We start from the raw sequence: 16,608 nt of genomic DNA, 5'->3' as shown, positions 1-16,608 counted from the left end.
GTGGGTCTAAGCCCGGTTATAACAAAGCAGCGTGCAGGCTTACTTGACTTTGCGCAAAAACGAAACGCCTTCGACGATCAGCTCTTTGAGCAGATCGCTATCGGCTTCGAGTGCCGCCTGATCGACAATGACGCCCCGGTAATTGAAGGCCGGTTCGAGCAATTCGAATTTGTCTTTGCCCAGTTTGAGGACCGGGAAAGCCGGTTTTTCCTCCGCCACCGGCTTTTCAGCCAGTTTCTTTTTCAGATCGACGACGATATCAGCCGCATCGCTCAGCTCCTTATCGTTGGCCAGAATGGTTTTGGCCTGCGCGTCCACCTGGGTTTTTAGTTCCAGGTTGAAGGCTTTCGAGGCAACCAAGTCTTTCTCCAGGTCTGTTTTGGCGCTTAGCGCCGCCGTCAGTTGACCGGCTTTATCGGCCAGGGCACCTTCTAGGTCTTCGATTTTTTTATCTTTTTCGTCCACGATTTCTAGCGTGTTTTTATCCGGTGAATCTGCCTGGTACGCCTTGTTCTAGTTGTACCAGGCAGACGGAAGAGAATGAGAGAGCAATGGATTGGCTTACGCCTGATCGTTGACGTACAACAGATCCAGATCGACGAACTGGTAAGCCAGGATGAACTGGAACTTGCAGTAGAAGCCGTGGATATGGGGAACCATGTTGCCGATCGTGTTCAGATCAGACAGGAGGTCGGTACCCATTTTCAGGTTTTCTTTCTGCGTAACGATGATCCGCTGCGAGGCTCCCATCCAGGTAGACGGCGTCAGGATCCAGCGGTTGCCCGATCCGTAGACGTACAGTGAAGGAGAACCCGGTACCTGCATGAAGCTGGTGCCATTGGTGAACTTAGTAAGCAACGCATTCAGGTATTTCTGATAGACGTTGTAGCTCACTTTAAACTCACCGCCGAGCGCCTGCTTTTCAGCGGGCATCGACTGGTACATCAGCACCACTTTATCGAACGCGTTGGTGTCGGTGATGGCACCCGTAGCGATCTTGTTGGCGGCAGGCAGGCTCCCGTATTCAGCGGCCAGGATCGTACCGAAACCGGCACCCTGGCAGCGGTTGTTGATGTTGGTCCAGGAAGCCGGTGTCGAGGTCGGTGACTGACCGGCCGTGGTGATGACAGCGCACTGGTAGTAATCGTTGGTCGTGCCGTTGCTGAACAGGATCTTGTCGCCAACTGCATAGGCCGTGCCGGCATTGTACGGTGTAATCGACTGAGGATCGACCGCGAAATAGGCGTTGCGGTTGATTTCGTCGGCGATTTTCTTGGTCTGCTGACTCCAGTAGTACTGCCCGAAGCCGAGGGGGTAATCCTTCGCATTGGCTTTCAGGCCGCGCGAGAGATACGTACCCCGTAGCTCTTCCGGAATGATGTTCAACAGCTTCATCGACGTGCGGGGCGTGATGGTGCGCTGGGAGAACGTGCCGGCCTGACCGTTTGGCTGGGTGATGGTGCTGTCGTAGGGACGAACGCCATCGTTAGCCGTGTATTTTGGTAAAATGAGCGGGGTGTCCAGATTCTGGATCAAATCGACATCTTTGGCGATGTCGAGATTTTGAAATACCTGCTCAAAAATTACCGCCGAATAATCGCCGGCGTAATTGGCAATAGCGGAAATGTTGGATTGGGTTGCCACGTTTTAGCTGTCTTGATTGGTTACGGATGGGTGTGGCACCCGGGCAGCGAACTGACCAGGTGCTTCTAAGCGCCTGGTTTAGTCGTGCCGCTTGATTTTACTCTCGCGATCGATTAACTCCTGATCGACTTCGGAGATCAGTTTCTCGCCCGCTGTCGGCACTGTTGCTTCCGCTACTTTGCCTGACTTGGAGCCTAGATGACCAGGCTGATTGCCGAACTTCTCGGCTTCAGCGCGGGCATTATCCCGCTCCTGGGTGATGGTGGCGATCGTTGTGTTGGCTGTCGCCAGCTCGGCCACCGAAGCGTCCGCCTGTTCGAGGTAGGTCGTGCTGATGATGCGCACACCTTTGATGTTGAGCGAATCCAGCTCGGCATTGACTGCGTTGAGCTGATCGTCCGAGATTTCGGAAGCTTCGACGCCAGCCAGGCTCGAGAGCACCTTGTGTTTGTTACCAAACAGAGACATGTCAGTAGGGATTTGATTGGATTGGGGTTGGGTAGCTTCTGGAGCAGTAAGCTCTTCGGCGGTTATGGCACCGGTTGTGGGTGCCTCGGGCGCATCTGTGGGCGCGGTTGAATCAAGGGTAGTGCCCTGTAAAACAGGGATTTCAGTCGCTCCATAGCGACCGCCAGGAGCCGAATGTGTGCGCTTTGTGTGCAGTTCGACAATCTCGGCAACTGCCTGCTCCAGCGTAGCGTAACCATCGATAAGGCCCAGCTCGATGGCCTCATCGGCGTAGAACATGCCCCCCTCGAACAGGTTTGGGCCATCTTTCTCAATTGGCTTGAGCCGATCACCACGACCCGTTTTGACGGCCGTGTGGAAATGGCTGGCAGCCTGGTTGAGATCTTCCCGCATCGGCTTGGTGTTGCCCGCTAAGGCTTCCCGGTAGGGTTTGTTCTTTTCGGGCGACAGATCCGAGTAGATGTAGATCGTTTTGTAGCCCGCTTTCGCCATCGCTTCCGAGTTATCGCGCAGGGTGACAAAAACACCCGCCGAACCAACCTGATCCGTTGGCTGGGAAGCATAGATCTTGTTGGACCCAACCGAGAGCCACAGCGCCGCTGAGGCCATCATGCCATCATAAATCAGGGTGATGCTGGGCTTAGCGGGATTCCGAATGGCATCGTAGAGGGTGGGTGTTCCCGAGAGCTGGCCACCGGGCGAATCGACCAGCTGGATGGTGCCAATGATTTTGGGATTGGCGTAGGCTTCATTGATAGCCTGCGCATAATCGAGGGCACCAGCCGAACCACAAAACCCTTCTTTGAAGATGGGCCCCGAGATGGGTACCACCAGAATGGAGTTTTCCGGCATATCCGGATCGTCCAGGTCATGGCGGCTCAGCGAAGGCGTTTGGCCGCTGGAACCTGCCATCAGGGAGACGGCATAGGCCAGGGGTTTTTCGTCCTCCTCTTCCTCATCGCCAAAAAACAGTTTGGGCGAAAAAGTGCCGGTCAGGAAACTGTTGACGACCTCCAGATGATCATTGGCATACTGGGGATCGATACACCAATCCGTTCGAAGCAGGGCCGAGAAGGTCCGAAAGTTGCGATTCATGGGCCGAAGTAGCCCCGCCCGACGCAGGTAGGCCGCGACACCCGTGATGACGTGCCGACCCCGCAGACACAAAAAAAGCGACCACCCAGTAGGTGGCCGCTTTAACTAATCCCATGTAATTTACCTCGTAACGTATTCTTTTTTCTTAGCCATGCAGGATGCCCCGGCCAAAACAAAGCGTCATCAATACTTGACGACACAGCAGCAGGGGAACCTGGGTGAACCGGCGAGCGGAGTGAGCCAGCCGGCTAAACCGAAGCCAGGCTGACTGGATAAAAGCGGTCAGAAACCGGCGTAGTGCGCCTAAAAAAGCAGTACGGTCAGGCATTTCCACTCGGTTATAACCGATACGGCAGCCAGGCTGACGCGACCCAGATCGCCAGAACGATTTCCGATTGGACAGGATTTTAACCAGCACGTAGCCGGTGGTCATTAGCAGGAGCAGGAGGGCTGTAAGCATACTAAGCAGGGGTTTTAGAGTAGAATGGGAGCAGGACTGGTTGAACTGCCACTAAAACTGATCAGGTAGCCGCGCCGGCCACCCATTTGTTTGTCAACCTGAAAACGATACGTAAATTGAAGACTCTCGACTTTGGTACCAAAGACACGGACCAGGCCAATGTTGTCCTCGACAGCGACCAGAAAGCGGTGGCGGACCATTTCAGCCAATTGCAACCGACGCTGGGCGGAATCACCCGGCAGCCAGGCCTGAATGGCAATGGCCCAGACCGAGCCGTTATCGTCCAGTTTCTGTTCCTCCTCGATGGATTTGGTCTCGTCGGTACCGTAGGCGGTGAACCAGCGGTAACCCGTCACAAACGTCGGCGAACCAATACTGCCCGCATTCGGACCAGAGGGGGCCGGGGTGGGTAGTATCGCTACACCCACCACCGGCACAAACCGGACAAGAAAATTGCCGGCTGGATTATTTGCCCCGTCGAAGAGAAGGTCCGTCATGGCCCAAAACTGCTCGTAGCAAGGCTGCTTTAGCGCGACAAGCGTGATGACTCTAGGCTGCGATGGGCACCGGCCGGAACTGAACCTGACTGGCCAGCTGGGCATCGGCGACAAATGCGCTTCTGCCTTTTCGGTACCGCAGGTAGGTCTGCTTCATCATGGCCTCGCTCATGTCGGTCTCGTCAAAATCGTAGGTATCCAGAAACTCACGGATCCGGTGCATGATCAGCCCGGCGCTTTGCTGGCAGTGAAGAATGAACTCGTTGCGGATCATAAAATCCACCCAGTCGGAAAAGAGCTCCAGTTCGTCGTAATTCAGTAGATACTCCAGCCGGGTGACGTGAAACTGATTGATGCCCAGCCCCAGACGGGCTGTCATCTCCGGAGGAGCCATGATTCGGCCCGCCCGGTCGATGAGCAGCCCGTCATCAGGTTGGTTCTGCTCAATGCGCCGGTGCTCAGGGCGTTGCCAGCCCTTAAACTGGTGGGCTTTGCGGCCCTGGCATAAGGCCCAGATCCAGAAACTGGCGTTGGTAGCATCCGGGCAGGCAAGCATCGGATGAGGTCGGCCGGCGCTATCGCGCAGCTTGACAGTGACGTACTTTCGGATGCGCGGCAGGACCGGTATCTCGAAAAGAACAGGTTCAGAAAAGTACATTGAAGTTACGGAGAGTATGCGGCAGAAAATACTCCCGAAATATACTAAGAAATAGGATTATTATTCTACGTAGATCTACCTATGTAGTAACATATATTTTTTAAATGTCGTATTTTCAGGATAATAGTCTACACTAACCCCTAATCTGCTAGTGGTTAGTTGGTTGAAGGCGGAAACGAAAAGGTGGGAGAGGCATGCTGGTAGTCGATGAGCATCAGCAGGTATTTGAGGTCAGTGACCGTGCCGATGCCGAAGCTGAAGCCGTGAAAAAAGAACAGACCCGCCGAGGCCCGCAGGTAGCCATGAAAGCCCCGATAATTGTAGCGGCCCGGCCGGCCCGTATCCGGCATAAACCCCTGATGAATCAATACCTCATGTGTGATCTCCATGTCGCTACGATGGTTAAGAGCACAAAGGTAGCTCAGGATGCTTTTAGGATCTGTTTCCAGTCGGTGGTATAAGCCTGGCTTTACTGTTCTCCGTGGCGACCAGTAAAGCCAGGAAGATGGCGGAAACTCTCGGCAACGATGAGGTTGAAGATAATGCCTACCTTCTGGCAATTATATACTAAAAGCGTGACCAGATGGTCACGCTTTTGAGGTCGGCGATTACCACTTCTCTCCAGAGTTTTTCAGGCCAACGTAGCCGCCTGTTGCCACCAACTCCCAGTCGGTATAGTCCGGGCCCCATTGTGATTATTATTAGTGAGTAGTTAGGGTAGTGGCAGCAAGCGTTGATCAGCGATCGCTCGGCTATAAAGCGTGTCGCCCGTACTGGTCACCAGGTAGGGCAAAAACACTTCGGGTACGCTGGCCAGCTCGGCTTCCGTGATCGCCAGCTGAGCCTCGATCCAATCCTTCAGGATTCGCCAGGCAACGCGCAGCGCCTGCTCTTTGGTGCGGTTGGCCTTGGTGACTTTAGGTGATCGATTGAGCACTTTCAATACGCCTTCCCACCGGCAGGGCAATGCGTAGAGAGTCGGGATATTATTCCAGTCAATGACAAACGTCAAAGCAATTGGATTGCCCTCCGAATCGTAATCGACGACGATTTTACGGACGCCATTTTTTGAAAGGGTCTGCTGAATCTCTCCTACGGTTTTAGCAGCCTCGATTTTAGTCGTGTAATTGAGCATGATTTGACTTCTACTCCTCCAGTTTAATTCCCCATTTGGTGGCGACTCCGATCATTTCGTTGTTCATCAGCTCCATGGCTGCGGGCGTGAGCTTCAGGCTCGCCTGGAGCATAATCGTTAGCAGGTTATCCATCACCTGGTAGGATTCGGCCATCTGATCCATGGCCTGCTCGCGATCGTGGTAGTTGTGGCCCGCAATGTGCGCTTCAGCGGTTTCGAGCTGGAGTTTAAATTTCTGGGCGGCATTCTTCAGTCCGGCCCGAAATACCTGCTGTTTACCGCCGGGGGTGGCATGATCCAGCGCGTCCAGCGCATCGAGCATGAAGCCGACGGCCGCCATGATTTTAAAGACCAGGTCCGCCCGTTTATCGGCGAGCGGATCCTGCACAGTTGTTGCTTGCATGGGTTAACTGTTAGCCGCCGGATCATTGCCCGGCTTGATTAAATCTTTCAGCAGCCGGATCGCATCGACGCGCACCCGGGCCATATCAATCTTGGATTTAGCCAGGTCATTGATCACCTTGGCCTGAGCGATCGCTTTAGGATCCCGCTGCACCTTCGCTAACTGCTCGTCGAGAATGCGCCCCAGATCGCCTAAACCAAGTAGGCCTGTAGCGTGCTGCTGGATCTGCTCGATCGGCATGGGAGTGGCCGAAGCCACTTCCATGGGAGCTGAGTCAACCTCAGCCATAACGGCCGGGGGATCAACTGGCTTTTGAGTCGGTAAGGGTGCGGAGGGAGCAGGCTTGGGCACAATAGGCCGGGCTTCAGGAATGGATGTTGCTTGTACCAGCACTGCTTCCTGGGGAGCCAGATCGGCCGAAATCGGCATGTAGTAGTTCCATTTCTCCAGAAAGACCAGATTAGCAAACGACTTGGCTTTTTCTTTCTCAAAGTGCAGCGTGGTTGTGCTGTTTTTGGCGTCGATCTCGAAATCATCCAGCCGGCGCGTCTGGCCACTGGGCAGAATAAAGTATTTGCCTTTAGCTTTAGCAAGCGTCTGCTTGATCTGATCCGGCAGGGACTGGGTTATTGGCGTCTGAGTTTGCATGGGCCGTAAGTTGTTTTAGGGTACGTTCTAAGTGAATCTGATTGCGTTTTAGCTCGAGCAGTTCCGGATACTGGAGTAGCTCCTGCTGAAGCTCGGGATTTCGAACAGCCAGCAGGTGGGCGACGTAGCCGTCAGGCAGATTGATACTGCCCGAATTGCGGATGGCGTGTTCCTGTCGGGTGATCAATTCCAGGTTATCGAGTCGACAGTCCATGGTATCTTTGTTTTTGAAGACGACGATCATGCCTTCCGGAGCGGGGCCATAAGCCTGCTCCCAGAGATAGACATGGTACATAATCCATTTTTTCCAGGCGACCCGAATCCATTTATAGGCTAGCCCACCCCTTTTTTTATGGCTGTGTCGAATGCGAATCGGCATGGCCTCATCAAGGATAGCGTTTGAGGATATACTGCCTTTTTTAAACTGGCCTGCATTCAAACGCTTACTGAGTGTACTCAGCGACTCATGCGTTTTTTTGAGTCTCATCTTCTTTTGTCCCATCGACTTGACGGAACCGGCTTTTCGACCCAATGCATCCGCCATCTGTTGGATCGTCATCGTTTGCCAGTGATCGCGCAGGTATTGTTTTTCCGCTTCGGTATAGGCATCCTTACGCGATTGTTGGCCTTTACTGGCGGCCATAAACTTGGCCTCGGGCGACTTTTTGAGTTTTAGGAATCGCCAGGCGTAGGTCTGAACGCCAGCTTTGGGTCGATTCAGGGCTTCCGCAATTTCTTGCGTCGTTTTCGTTTCCCAGTTGTCACGTAGAAACTGCCTTTCGGATTCACTCCAGGTTTGAAACTGGTTTTTCCTAATGAACGCGGGCTCCGATTTATTGCTCGGCTGATTATCGGATGGTTGAAAGAATCGAATCTTCATGGCAATTCGTTGGTTTGGATGCTGGAATCGAACCAGGGTAAGGTTAACTGAGGAGGTCGATCATGATCCCGTCCGTATTTGCGGTTACGCACATGCTGAGGCATATCGTAACCCAGATGGCAGCGCTGGCAGAGCGCTTTTAGATTGTCATCCGAATTGTTAGTTGGATCTCGGTCCAGATGCGCCACCGTGAGAATAATCTTGGTTAGTCGCATGTAACGCAGGGCTCGCCAGATCCGCCAGCCGTGTGATTTGAGGTGCGTCAGGACGGTCAGCTGCAGCAACTCACAACCCGTGGCATAGCGATACTGATCCTTTATCAGTCGGTAGACATAGGCGTGGTTTTTGACACCACATTGCTCGCAGCGGCCTTTGGCCCGAACTTCCCGGATCTGGATGCTGATGGCCTCCCAGTCAGGGGGGTAATCTTCACGTCTCATTGGCATTTCCGTAGGTGTTTTCGTATTTGCAGATATGGCAGATCTGGAATTCATAGTCGATCGCATCGTACTCCCGGTTGCAGACTGGGCAATGTGTATCCAGATTCGGATCGGGCCTATCATCGTCCCATTCGTCATTGCTGTAGGTTTCGTCCTCTGTACACCCGCAGCTGATGCAGCCAGCGGGTGTGAGAGAGACAATACAATCGTCGATATCACCGTGGCAGTAGCATTCTTCGCCACAGATACAGCAGGGGTGTGCCATTGTTACTTGTCGGTTTCGTTCTCATCATCCCACTTAAAGCAGTTTGTCTGTTTTTCTGGATAACCAGCCCCCATTTTACTGAGTAGCGATTCAATGACATCATCAAGCATTTCGTCGATTGCGCTCGTTGTTGGGAATAGATGAGGTCGACGGGCCTTACTGATCTCTTCAATAATCAGTTCGATAAAGCGTCGACTATCTTTCATTTTTATGCCATAACTCCTGGCTGATGATTTCCGAAACCGCCGAAAGAGCCGCTTGGTATGAAACCGAATCACTATTTCATCGCCCTCTAACTGGCAGTGCGTTCGTGCCATGACTATAGAAAGCGAGGAGTATGGTAGCCAGCACTGTGCGCCTGCTGGAGCTCGTAGCCCAGGTCGTTTTCGGGCTCTGTGAGCCGGATCGTCGCCGTAGCCCGGATGTTACGGCCCGCCGGTTTGATGAAGAGCATGGTTTCGTCGTAGCTGCCAATTTCGATGGAGGTGAGGCTTTTTTTGTGTTCGTGGCAGAACCAGGCCGCTTCACTCTCCAGCTTTTTTTTGAACTCGTCGATCGAGTTAATCGAGCTGGTGTTCTCGCACCAGTGGGCGGCTACACTCAGCAGGTGTTGCTCCAGCCCATTCAAAGCCGGGCGCTGACCGGTTTCAAGGGTAAATTGGGGTGTCGTTGGCTTATTCATCTGTTTCATCTTTTAAGCGGTTATATTCCGAAGTGGTGATCTCGATCATGTCGGGGCGGGGCGTGTAGACGCATTTCTCGTTGATGTCAATCAGACAGTAGTCTTTGCGCCAGGAGCAGCCGACACTGCGCACCCAGGCTGTGCCGACGACCTGGCGTTCAAAGCCGACGATCTGGTTGATGTCGGTCTTCTGCACCACCGGCAGCCGACGGATCCGTTTCAGCAGATCATCGAATTTTCGGATGGCTTTGGGGAAAAAGAAATGCCGGGCTCCGTGCGAATAGACCCGCTTGTAGTCATTGGGCTTATCAGGAAATTCAAAGCCCCAGATGCCGCCAGCAATCACCTCGCCTGAAGTCACCACGCTTGTGCTGCCCACTTCCTGGCAGATTACCTGGGCGGCTTTACGGCACTCGTTCATCTTGTCGTAGAGGGCAAAGAGTTGTTGGCCCGTTGGACTCTGTCGGTCGATTTTGTATTTCACGATTTGTGGAGTTTTCGTTTGAGATAGCGAAGCGTGACCAGTAGAAACGCCCCGGCATAATGGGCCAGGGAGAGCTGGCTAAAGCGTCGATTTTTTAAATAATCGTCGAAGAGCAACAAGCTCACCAAGGCCAACAGCCAGGGCAACTGGTTTCCGATCAGGCTTCGGTTCATGGACTGAAAGAGCAGTGAATGTTCGGGTTTCATGGCGTTTGGGCTATAGGTTCCCCTACCCAGGCGGGCTGATAAAAAGCAGAGCCGTGTAGAGGAGGTGAGATTAAGCGGAGAACTGGTTGAGGAATCGGCCCAGGAGCCAGGTGATCACCAGTACAAGCAGGGTGAGCAGCAGCACGGCCGGCACCAACCAATAGGGTAGGGTGATCCACCACCAGGAGCAGTGAATCAGATGGGTGAGCTGGAGAACCACCAGCACCAAAAATAAACTCGACTGGAGCAGGGTAATTTTTAGCACCAGTGGCCAGCGAAGTTCGACTTCGACCCAGTCCGATTCCACCTCAAAATCATAGCGGTGAATCTCCTCTAGTTGCGAATACAACAAACGCTTATCCATGATCAGAAGGGTAAATCGTTGTTATCATCATCCGTGCTCGCGAAGGGAAAGCCGCCAGCTGGAGCCTGGGCCACTTGACTCGTCTGTGCATACTGGCCCGGGCCGGTCATGGGAGCAGGTGCTGGTGCAGCAGCAGGGCGCGGGGGAACCGAAGCGGCCGACTGCATCTGGAGCACGTTAATCTGCCAGGCGTCGAGGTTGGTCATGACAGCGTCTTTACCCGTATCCTTACGCTGGTACTTGCGGCCGTTGATATTGAATTTGACCTCGATCGTCTGGCCTTTTTTGAGGTTATCGACCAGGTTCACTTTATCGCCAAAGAGCTGGAATTCGGGTGTATTGGGATAGGCCGGATTGTCGGTGATATCGAGCCAGAAGCTGCGCACATTGCGATTATTCTGACCGATCTGCTTGGTGGTACCGGCCCCTAGAAATTTGCCGGTGATTGCTAATTGGTTTGCCATGGGAATAAACAGAGTAATGATTGATTAATTTGTCCGGTATGGATTAGCGGGGGGTATTCATAAATTTTGCCTGCACTTTTTCGTAGCTCATCCGGGCCAGATCATTAATGGTTAAGGACCGGTTGCGGGCCAGCGCCAGCACGTAGTAAAAGGCATCGGCGAGTTCCTTATTAAAAACCGTTTCGTCTTCATCCTTTGTGGCGATGGAAACCGGTGCCGCCATGACCCGGTTACGGAAGTACTTTTTTCGACTATCCAGCGTATAGGCCGCGTCGATCGCCCTGGTTATATCCACGGCCAGGGCAATAACCTGGTTCCGATCATCCTCCTGGATCGTGCTGTCGGTTTCCGGCCGAGTTTCACCCAGCACTTCGCCAGCTTCACCCATCAGGCCCAGCAGGGCAATCAGGTTAATGGGTCCCGGATTGTAGCCGATCTGCGCCTGCAAATCATTGAGCTTCGCTAAATAGGCATTGTCCGGATTCGCTTCAGCTTCCAGCTCATCGACCAGCTGGTAAACCTCAGACCATAAATCCTTTACGTCGGGGGCAACATCAGCACTGGTGGCAACGGTACAGGTTGCCAGGATGGTTAACCGGGCTTTTAAAATTGGGAATTTAGCATCCATACAATTCATGATTTTGGTAAAAGAAGTATCCCACTAAGGAATTGACTTGAATTAAAGTAAGTCGATCAACTTGTCCATTTCCAGGGCTGCGATGACAATAAGCCCTTTCCAGAGTTCCCGTTCATCTTCGTCGAGCGTCGTGTCGGCATCGAGCTGATCAACCATCTGGTCGGCGAGCTCAACGGCCGCCATGCCCGGCATCTGATCCAGGATGGTTTGCAGGGTTTCTTTGTAGGAATTGAGCAGGGTATCGAATTCCTCACCGTGCTGCTCTTTCATCGTCTGGCGAAAAACGAGCATTTGCTGTTTGTGCTCCTCTAGCGTTTGATCGTCGGGGTTCATGGACTGGTTCGTTTTGAGCGTAAAATAATTTCCTTGAGCCGGTTCTGCTTGTGCAGCCCAACCTGGATGTCTTCCTGCCAGATGGCCTCGTGACGGGCACATTTACCGACTGAGCTGATACCCGGCTGCTGCGCAACCTTGTCTGTGCAGTACATGCACTGGGTCAGGGCATCGCGGCTGTCATCGTAGCGATCGGAGTCGAGTAGCTCAGCCATGTTTAACCGTTTCGACTCCCAAAGCCAGTGCGTTGATGACCATCAGGCAGCTGTCAAAATTTTCGGTGCACTGGCGAAAACCACCGGGTTTACTGTCACTGATGATGTAGGCTTGATCCACGGTAACCGTATGTGGCTCGCCTGACGCTGACTGGAAATACAGGTAATGCTCGGTGAGCGTCGAGGGAAAATCACCGTGGTAGCGGTGCAACAAGGTCAGCAGTTTAGTTGTCATCGGTATTCAAATCGTTATGAGAAAAAATAGAAACCCCCTCAACGGTGATCGACTGCTGCTGGGCAATGCTGGCTTTCACCTGTCCCAGAAATTCGTTAAAGCCATTGATGGCTTTTTGCTGGCCAGGCGAATCGGGAGCATACCGCATGATCGTTTCCCAGTGGTCAGCCAGGCGCTTTCGGATGTCGGGGTAATTGAGTCCTTTGGCACCGAGCACCTTATCCGTTTGCTGCTGGCAGCTGAGCGTTATCTCCAGACCCTGTAAGGTGAGCGGAAAGGTTTCGTTCTCCAGTTTTTTAGTATCTACACCAGTCCGACTCACGCAGCCATCGAACAGCTGATAGCCGTGCACCATCTCCTGGACTTCCCAGACGCCCATATCATGCAGCACCAGCCAGGCGGGGATCACTGATTCTGATAAAGTACTGTTCGTGGCTGCGGGCTCTTCGCCCCAAGCTTTGTACTGTTGTTTTAGCTCAGATAGTTGCTTGCGAAGACGATCCGCAAGCCGACTGGAAATTTCCCGCGCTCGTGAATCTTCCAAGCAGGCAACGCTGGTACCGAGCTTTTCGAGATCGATGGTTATCTCGTCGAGTTTGTCTTTAAAATCAGGGTATTGGAACATAGTATAAATTGATTTGTTGGTTGCTAGAGTAAAATCGGGCCTTCAACGCGTTTGAGGGTGCCTTTCCGAATCCAGCTCATCACTTCGCTGTAGGGAAAATCCTGGGCGCATTCGGAGTCGGCATCGTAGAGCTCGACCACGGTTGCTTTCGGGGTGCCGGGCTGTTTGAAATAGCCGCCCAGGGCCGTGACCACCCAGAGCTTTCCGTTCCCATCCATCCATTTGCTCCAGCGGTAGAGGAGCAGTTCGTCCGTGGGCTGATTTTCCATTTTTCGCGTTTTTTCACTGTTTTTTATCCTGAAAATGAGGGTCTGTAGTGTACTACATTACTACACTTTGATAAAATACTGACTACCAGTGTGTTACGGTGATTTTAGTGTAGTATTGGTGTAGTGCGCCAAATACATTACTACAGGACTACACGATTACTACACACTTACTACAGCATTACTACATTTATTTTATTGATTATCAGGTTCTTATCCCTAGATGTAGTGTTGTAGTACGTTTTGGGTAGTTTTTCGCGTCAAAACCGGTTAATTCTTCACTTTTCGATGTTCCAGGCTTAATCCATACTTATCGGCCAGTTTTGCGTAGTCCATTTCGCAGCAACCCGGCCTGGGCAGCGTGGGCGCATCGGACCGGCTCTCCCCGTCGTTGCGCATGCGAAACTGCTTTTTCATGGCATCCCAGTCCGTCATGTCTTCAAAAGCCGCGATCTCACTTTGTAGCGTATCCTTATCGGCAGGGGCTTTCTGGTAGATGCGCCGGTAGGTCTGGGCATAGAGCGTGTAGAGCTGGGGGAACCAGAGCCGAATCATCATTGTCTGCCCCGTGGCTTTGAAGGCAAAGTGGATCTCTTCGTGAATCTGGTACTGATCGTAGAGCTGCTGGACAATCTCGAAGAATTCCGACAGGGCCGTTTTTTCGGACATGATCCGGTATTGCCGACGGATGTTGGTCGCACCCAGACTGACCAGCTCCCGCAGGATGTCCAGAGTACTGTCTGACTCGGTGATGGCAATCTTTTTGGCGCTGGCCAGCGTAAAGGCCACGGCCATGACCTGGGCCATGTTAGCGTAGAAACGCTCGGGCATTTTATCGGTTTTGAACTCGGCCTGCAAATGCTTGTGGAGCAGATCATACGAGGCCGCGTACTGACTTTCGATGAGTTGCCGGTGTTGCAGCAGCTCGACGGTCAGACAGCCCAGCCCGGCTTCCTGCAACTCCTCAAGCCTGTAAAAGGCCTGACGCTGCGCATCGGTCTTATCCTGGCTGGTGATGGGCACAAACACGCAGCGCGAGAAAAAGATGGGATTTTCCGGCAGGTAGTTACTCGTCAGGGCCAGCGCCGAATGAATCTCGATGGCATCGGTCTCCGAGCTGGTATTGTCCCTGGAGCGGTGATAGCCATCGTTGTCATAGGCGGCCTGAAACAATCCCTCGCAGGTCAGGTCGTTATGAAACTCATCAAACCAGATCGGTACGTTCGAGCCCTGCGACATGAGCTTGACCAGGGCGGCTTCCGTATTTTTGGATTTGAGGTTAACCCCTTCCTGCTTTTTGCCGTAAGCCGATGTCAGTACCCGGATCATGCTTGACTTACCGGTGCCGGCACCACCTTTAAGAAACAGAATCGGCGAGAAGTTTTTGTGGTGCAGCGCTACATCGCGAAACAGGGCCATCAGGTTCCAGCAAAACGGAATCAGCGCGTTTTCGTAGCCATGGGCCTGGGCATACAGATCAAAAAACGCATTGACACTGATGGTCGTATCGGTCAGGGTAAACCGGTGCGCCTTGTGCTTTTTCTGGGCCGGCATCGAGAGTACCATCGGTTTTTCGTCCTTGACCGTCTCGACCATACCAAATTCATCCGGCGTGAGCATTTTACCGTTGACGGCCTGGTTGGCAAAGAAAAACACGCCGCTGGGCACGTGATAGCCGTACCGGATGATTTTGATGGCCCTGGCAAACCGGGTCTGGCTGAAAAGAAAGCTTTGCAGCTCGGAGAGCTCACCGTCGCTGATTTTCAGCGAATACTGCTTGCCGGTAATGATCTTTTTGAGCCGGAAAGCCGAGCAGAAATCCTCGTGGGGTACTTCGATGTAAATCGGATCACCCTCACGCGGCCGGATCTCCAGAATCCAGGTTAAATTCTCATCCTCATCTTCGGTAACGTACTTGATAAACAGGTGAAAGTTATCGGCTACGGTGGCCATGCCGCCTTTGCCCGATCGGACCAGCATCGACTGGTCCCGCTTTTTATACCAGACCGCTCCGGCAATAAACTCATCGTCGTCTTCGCTCTCGGCAGGTGCTACAGCTGTGGTTTGCTTGCGGATCCGTTCAGCCTGCTGGAGGAGTCCTTTTGCTTCGCAGTCGAAGACAGTGGCCAGCTTTTTGGCGTACTTCTTGCGCCAGACCTCATCGGTAACACAGGCCAGTAGCCCCACACTTCGGGTTTCTCCTTCAACCTGCTGGGCCAGATCGTCTTGCTGAGTCCACTGCGTAGCCAGCCAGAGCAGGCCTTCCTGCGCTTCTTTGGCGATGTGTTTGGCCAGGTTGAATTTTAGAGGCAGATCGGCCTGACTCATCAGCCAGCGCGACCAGTTATCGGCATCGGACTTGCTGATTTTGCCCTCCGATTCAATCGTATCGGGCAGCAAAAACACCTGGACCCGAAGACCCGCTTTTAACAAGGCCTCGCAGTCCCGCAGCAGCGCCTGCTGGCCCGCTCCATTCTCGTCGACATCATAGATCAGGGTCACTACGTCTCCGAGCCGTTTGAGCAGCGCGATCTGGGCGTCCGAGAGGGCCGTGCCCCCTTTGCCCAGGGCATTGTCGACACCAAACCGGTGCAGGCTGATTACGTCGAAATTACCTTCGGTCAACACGATCGATTTGCTGCGGACAATGGATCGTAAGGCATGATCGAGCCCGAAGAGCTGCTCGGATTTTTTAAAAATGGGCGTCTCGCGGGTGTTGAGGTATTTAGGGTCCCGGCCGTCGAGGCTTCGGCCGGTAAAGCCCGTCACCCGGCGGTACTGATCGACCAGGGGAATCATGAGCCGCTGGTGAAAAAAGTCCCGTTTCTTGACGCCATCCTCGACGCATACCCCAGCGGTAACGGCCGGCACAAAGGCCGCCTTGTCAATCAGGGGACTGGTCAGAAAACGCCAGTTATCGGGTGCGTAGCCCAGCTGCCACTGCTGGATGAGCTCCGTGGTCAACTCGCGGGCCTGCAAATACAGACTGACGGGATGGTCGGCCTGGGTCAGGACGGATAGCAAATGCTCATGATACTTTCGGCCCACGGCCTTGTTGATATCATAGAGCTCCAGCAGCTCCTCTTCGCCACCAGGGGGCCGCTGGCTCGGTTCAGAGATCGAGGTCATGGAAGCGGGAACGGGTTCGGTTGATGGGTCGTTCATAAATGACGGTTTCGTTGTATCGGTCGGCGACGTAGTGGACGGCTTCCGAAAAGGTAAGACGCTTGAAATCCTGCACGAATCGGAAGAGATCCCCTCCCTTTCCGCAGCCGTAGCACTTGAAGATCTGCTTGCCGGGGCTGACGGAAAAGGAGGGTGATTTCTCGGTATGAAAGGGACAGCACCCTTTGTAATTGCTCCCTGCTTTTTTGATCTCCCACAGCTCACCGATAATGAAGACGATATCAGCCTGGGCGCGAAGTCTGTCCAGAAAATACGGATCGATCATGGGGTTGCTTAGTGGTTTTTTGTAGCTTGCAGGTGTGTTCGGATTGGCGTCTG

At 53.3% G+C, this 16,608-nt stretch carries 27 protein-coding genes; all 27 read right to left on the bottom strand.

The window, feature by feature from the left end; translation table 11 throughout:
• Positions 1-39: 39 nt before the first annotated feature.
• The 27 genes from G8759_RS31275 to G8759_RS31145 all read right to left on the bottom strand — a co-directional run bounded on the left by G8759_RS31275 (position 40) and on the right by G8759_RS31145 (position 16,555).
• Positions 40-465, bottom strand: a complete 426-nt coding sequence (locus tag G8759_RS31275) for a hypothetical protein (protein ID WP_167217042.1) — start codon at positions 463-465, stop codon at positions 40-42.
• Between the two features lie 96 nt (positions 466-561).
• Positions 562-1,644: a hypothetical protein gene (locus G8759_RS31270; RefSeq protein ID WP_167217041.1), complete on the bottom strand. Its 1,083-nt coding sequence runs from the start codon at positions 1,642-1,644 to the stop codon at positions 562-564.
• Positions 1,645-1,722: 78 nt separating this feature from the next.
• Positions 1,723-3,207, bottom strand: coding sequence for a S49 family peptidase (locus G8759_RS31265; protein ID WP_167217039.1), 1,485 nt, complete (start codon positions 3,205-3,207; stop codon positions 1,723-1,725).
• A gap of 145 nt (positions 3,208-3,352) precedes the next feature.
• Entirely contained in the window at positions 3,353-3,667 is a 315-nt protein-coding gene (locus G8759_RS31260) for a hypothetical protein (protein WP_167217037.1), read from the bottom strand.
• Between the two features lie 14 nt (positions 3,668-3,681).
• Positions 3,682-4,164, bottom strand: a complete 483-nt coding sequence (locus tag G8759_RS31255) for a hypothetical protein (protein ID WP_167217035.1) — start codon at positions 4,162-4,164, stop codon at positions 3,682-3,684.
• Positions 4,165-4,216: 52 nt separating this feature from the next.
• Positions 4,217-4,720, bottom strand: coding sequence for a KH domain-containing protein (locus G8759_RS31250; RefSeq protein WP_167217033.1), 504 nt, complete (start codon positions 4,718-4,720; stop codon positions 4,217-4,219).
• 257 nt (positions 4,721-4,977) lie between these two features.
• A complete protein-coding gene (locus tag G8759_RS31245) occupies positions 4,978-5,211 on the bottom strand; it encodes a hypothetical protein (RefSeq protein WP_167217031.1) in 234 nt (77 codons plus the stop codon).
• Between the two features lie 323 nt (positions 5,212-5,534).
• On the bottom strand, positions 5,535-5,957 hold the full coding sequence (locus tag G8759_RS31240) for a hypothetical protein (protein ID WP_167217029.1): 423 nt from the start codon (positions 5,955-5,957) through the stop codon (positions 5,535-5,537).
• A gap of 10 nt (positions 5,958-5,967) precedes the next feature.
• On the bottom strand, positions 5,968-6,360 hold the full coding sequence (locus G8759_RS31235; RefSeq protein WP_167217027.1) for a hypothetical protein: 393 nt from the start codon (positions 6,358-6,360) through the stop codon (positions 5,968-5,970).
• A gap of 3 nt (positions 6,361-6,363) precedes the next feature.
• Positions 6,364-7,008: a hypothetical protein gene (locus tag G8759_RS31230; RefSeq protein ID WP_167217025.1), complete on the bottom strand. Its 645-nt coding sequence runs from the start codon at positions 7,006-7,008 to the stop codon at positions 6,364-6,366.
• The gene (locus G8759_RS31225) at positions 6,947-7,888 is read right to left on the bottom strand and encodes an HNH endonuclease signature motif containing protein (RefSeq protein WP_167217023.1); all 942 of its coding nucleotides are present in this window, start codon (positions 7,886-7,888) and stop codon (positions 6,947-6,949) included. The genes G8759_RS31230 and G8759_RS31225 overlap by 62 nt, the downstream gene beginning before the upstream one ends.
• A complete protein-coding gene (locus G8759_RS31220; protein ID WP_167217021.1) occupies positions 7,885-8,328 on the bottom strand; it encodes a hypothetical protein in 444 nt (147 codons plus the stop codon). Before G8759_RS31220 ends, G8759_RS31225 begins: the two co-directional genes overlap by 4 nt.
• On the bottom strand, positions 8,318-8,593 hold the full coding sequence (locus tag G8759_RS31215) for a hypothetical protein (protein WP_167217019.1): 276 nt from the start codon (positions 8,591-8,593) through the stop codon (positions 8,318-8,320). Before G8759_RS31215 ends, G8759_RS31220 begins: the two co-directional genes overlap by 11 nt.
• A gap of 2 nt (positions 8,594-8,595) precedes the next feature.
• A complete protein-coding gene (locus G8759_RS31210) occupies positions 8,596-8,910 on the bottom strand; it encodes a hypothetical protein (RefSeq protein ID WP_167217017.1) in 315 nt (104 codons plus the stop codon).
• A gap of 2 nt (positions 8,911-8,912) precedes the next feature.
• The gene (locus G8759_RS31205; protein ID WP_167217015.1) at positions 8,913-9,284 is read right to left on the bottom strand and encodes a hypothetical protein; all 372 of its coding nucleotides are present in this window, start codon (positions 9,282-9,284) and stop codon (positions 8,913-8,915) included.
• On the bottom strand, positions 9,268-9,759 hold the full coding sequence (locus tag G8759_RS31200; RefSeq protein WP_167217013.1) for a hypothetical protein: 492 nt from the start codon (positions 9,757-9,759) through the stop codon (positions 9,268-9,270). Before G8759_RS31200 ends, G8759_RS31205 begins: the two co-directional genes overlap by 17 nt.
• Positions 9,756-9,965, bottom strand: a complete 210-nt coding sequence (locus G8759_RS31195) for a hypothetical protein (RefSeq protein WP_167217011.1) — start codon at positions 9,963-9,965, stop codon at positions 9,756-9,758. Before G8759_RS31195 ends, G8759_RS31200 begins: the two co-directional genes overlap by 4 nt.
• 70 nt (positions 9,966-10,035) lie before the next feature.
• Positions 10,036-10,329, bottom strand: coding sequence for a hypothetical protein (locus G8759_RS31190; RefSeq protein ID WP_167217009.1), 294 nt, complete (start codon positions 10,327-10,329; stop codon positions 10,036-10,038).
• A gap of 2 nt (positions 10,330-10,331) precedes the next feature.
• Positions 10,332-10,793 (bottom strand): DUF3127 domain-containing protein, encoded by a 462-nt coding sequence (locus tag G8759_RS31185; protein ID WP_167217007.1) that lies wholly within the window; start codon positions 10,791-10,793, stop codon positions 10,332-10,334.
• Positions 10,794-10,836: 43 nt separating this feature from the next.
• Positions 10,837-11,421 (bottom strand): hypothetical protein, encoded by a 585-nt coding sequence (locus G8759_RS31180; protein ID WP_167217005.1) that lies wholly within the window; start codon positions 11,419-11,421, stop codon positions 10,837-10,839.
• A 51-nt stretch (positions 11,422-11,472) separates the two neighbouring features.
• A complete protein-coding gene (locus tag G8759_RS31175; protein WP_167217003.1) occupies positions 11,473-11,763 on the bottom strand; it encodes a hypothetical protein in 291 nt (96 codons plus the stop codon).
• Positions 11,760-11,978 (bottom strand): hypothetical protein, encoded by a 219-nt coding sequence (locus G8759_RS31170; protein WP_167217001.1) that lies wholly within the window; start codon positions 11,976-11,978, stop codon positions 11,760-11,762. Before G8759_RS31170 ends, G8759_RS31175 begins: the two co-directional genes overlap by 4 nt.
• Complete coding sequence (locus G8759_RS31165; protein ID WP_167216999.1) at positions 11,971-12,213, bottom strand: hypothetical protein; 243 nt, start codon at positions 12,211-12,213, stop codon at positions 11,971-11,973. The genes G8759_RS31170 and G8759_RS31165 overlap by 8 nt, the downstream gene beginning before the upstream one ends.
• Positions 12,203-12,838, bottom strand: coding sequence for a hypothetical protein (locus G8759_RS31160; RefSeq protein WP_167216997.1), 636 nt, complete (start codon positions 12,836-12,838; stop codon positions 12,203-12,205). The genes G8759_RS31165 and G8759_RS31160 overlap by 11 nt, the downstream gene beginning before the upstream one ends.
• Before the next feature lie 23 nt (positions 12,839-12,861).
• Positions 12,862-13,107: a hypothetical protein gene (locus tag G8759_RS31155; protein ID WP_167216995.1), complete on the bottom strand. Its 246-nt coding sequence runs from the start codon at positions 13,105-13,107 to the stop codon at positions 12,862-12,864.
• Positions 13,108-13,374: 267 nt separating this feature from the next.
• Positions 13,375-16,269, bottom strand: a complete 2,895-nt coding sequence (locus G8759_RS31150; protein WP_167216993.1) for a toprim domain-containing protein — start codon at positions 16,267-16,269, stop codon at positions 13,375-13,377.
• Positions 16,217-16,555, bottom strand: a complete 339-nt coding sequence (locus tag G8759_RS31145; RefSeq protein ID WP_167216991.1) for a CHC2 zinc finger domain-containing protein — start codon at positions 16,553-16,555, stop codon at positions 16,217-16,219. Before G8759_RS31145 ends, G8759_RS31150 begins: the two co-directional genes overlap by 53 nt.
• Positions 16,556-16,608 lie beyond the last annotated feature (53 nt).

This window comes from Spirosoma aureum, from assembly GCF_011604685.1.
In the GTDB taxonomy this organism is placed as follows: Bacteria; Bacteroidota; Bacteroidia; order Cytophagales; family Spirosomataceae; genus Spirosoma; species Spirosoma aureum.
Note: the sequence above shows the minus strand (reverse complement) of the source record. Positions and strands in the feature narration are given on the sequence as shown.

What these genes read in the sequence shown, in the direction of transcription:
- G8759_RS31265 (WP_167217039.1), bottom strand. Translation starts at nt 3,207, where the DNA reads ATGAATCGCAACTTTCGGACCTTCTCGGCCCTGCTTCGAACGGATTGG.
- G8759_RS31260 (WP_167217037.1), bottom strand. Translation starts at nt 3,667, where the DNA reads ATGCTTACAGCCCTCCTGCTCCTGCTAATGACCACCGGCTACGTGCTG.
- G8759_RS31255 (WP_167217035.1), bottom strand. Translation starts at nt 4,164, where the DNA reads ATGACGGACCTTCTCTTCGACGGGGCAAATAATCCAGCCGGCAATTTT.
- G8759_RS31250 (WP_167217033.1), bottom strand. Translation starts at nt 4,720, where the DNA reads ATGCTTGCCTGCCCGGATGCTACCAACGCCAGTTTCTGGATCTGGGCC.
- G8759_RS31245 (WP_167217031.1), bottom strand. Translation starts at nt 5,211, where the DNA reads ATGGAGATCACACATGAGGTATTGATTCATCAGGGGTTTATGCCGGAT.
- G8759_RS31240 (WP_167217029.1), bottom strand. Translation starts at nt 5,957, where the DNA reads ATGCTCAATTACACGACTAAAATCGAGGCTGCTAAAACCGTAGGAGAG.
- G8759_RS31235 (WP_167217027.1), bottom strand. Translation starts at nt 6,360, where the DNA reads ATGCAAGCAACAACTGTGCAGGATCCGCTCGCCGATAAACGGGCGGAC.
- G8759_RS31230 (WP_167217025.1), bottom strand. Translation starts at nt 7,008, where the DNA reads ATGCAAACTCAGACGCCAATAACCCAGTCCCTGCCGGATCAGATCAAG.
- G8759_RS31225 (WP_167217023.1), bottom strand. Translation starts at nt 7,888, where the DNA reads ATGAAGATTCGATTCTTTCAACCATCCGATAATCAGCCGAGCAATAAA.
- G8759_RS31220 (WP_167217021.1), bottom strand. Translation starts at nt 8,328, where the DNA reads ATGAGACGTGAAGATTACCCCCCTGACTGGGAGGCCATCAGCATCCAG.
- G8759_RS31215 (WP_167217019.1), bottom strand. Translation starts at nt 8,593, where the DNA reads ATGGCACACCCCTGCTGTATCTGTGGCGAAGAATGCTACTGCCACGGT.
- G8759_RS31210 (WP_167217017.1), bottom strand. Translation starts at nt 8,910, where the DNA reads ATGGCACGAACGCACTGCCAGTTAGAGGGCGATGAAATAGTGATTCGG.
- G8759_RS31205 (WP_167217015.1), bottom strand. Translation starts at nt 9,284, where the DNA reads ATGAAACAGATGAATAAGCCAACGACACCCCAATTTACCCTTGAAACC.
- G8759_RS31195 (WP_167217011.1), bottom strand. Translation starts at nt 9,965, where the DNA reads ATGAAACCCGAACATTCACTGCTCTTTCAGTCCATGAACCGAAGCCTG.
- G8759_RS31190 (WP_167217009.1), bottom strand. Translation starts at nt 10,329, where the DNA reads ATGGATAAGCGTTTGTTGTATTCGCAACTAGAGGAGATTCACCGCTAT.
- G8759_RS31185 (WP_167217007.1), bottom strand. Translation starts at nt 10,793, where the DNA reads ATGGCAAACCAATTAGCAATCACCGGCAAATTTCTAGGGGCCGGTACC.
- G8759_RS31180 (WP_167217005.1), bottom strand. Translation starts at nt 11,421, where the DNA reads ATGGATGCTAAATTCCCAATTTTAAAAGCCCGGTTAACCATCCTGGCA.
- G8759_RS31175 (WP_167217003.1), bottom strand. Translation starts at nt 11,763, where the DNA reads ATGAACCCCGACGATCAAACGCTAGAGGAGCACAAACAGCAAATGCTC.
- G8759_RS31170 (WP_167217001.1), bottom strand. Translation starts at nt 11,978, where the DNA reads ATGGCTGAGCTACTCGACTCCGATCGCTACGATGACAGCCGCGATGCC.
- G8759_RS31165 (WP_167216999.1), bottom strand. Translation starts at nt 12,213, where the DNA reads ATGACAACTAAACTGCTGACCTTGTTGCACCGCTACCACGGTGATTTT.
- G8759_RS31160 (WP_167216997.1), bottom strand. Translation starts at nt 12,838, where the DNA reads ATGTTCCAATACCCTGATTTTAAAGACAAACTCGACGAGATAACCATC.
- G8759_RS31155 (WP_167216995.1), bottom strand. Translation starts at nt 13,107, where the DNA reads ATGGAAAATCAGCCCACGGACGAACTGCTCCTCTACCGCTGGAGCAAA.
- G8759_RS31150 (WP_167216993.1), bottom strand. Translation starts at nt 16,269, where the DNA reads ATGAACGACCCATCAACCGAACCCGTTCCCGCTTCCATGACCTCGATC.
- G8759_RS31145 (WP_167216991.1), bottom strand. Translation starts at nt 16,555, where the DNA reads ATGATCGATCCGTATTTTCTGGACAGACTTCGCGCCCAGGCTGATATC.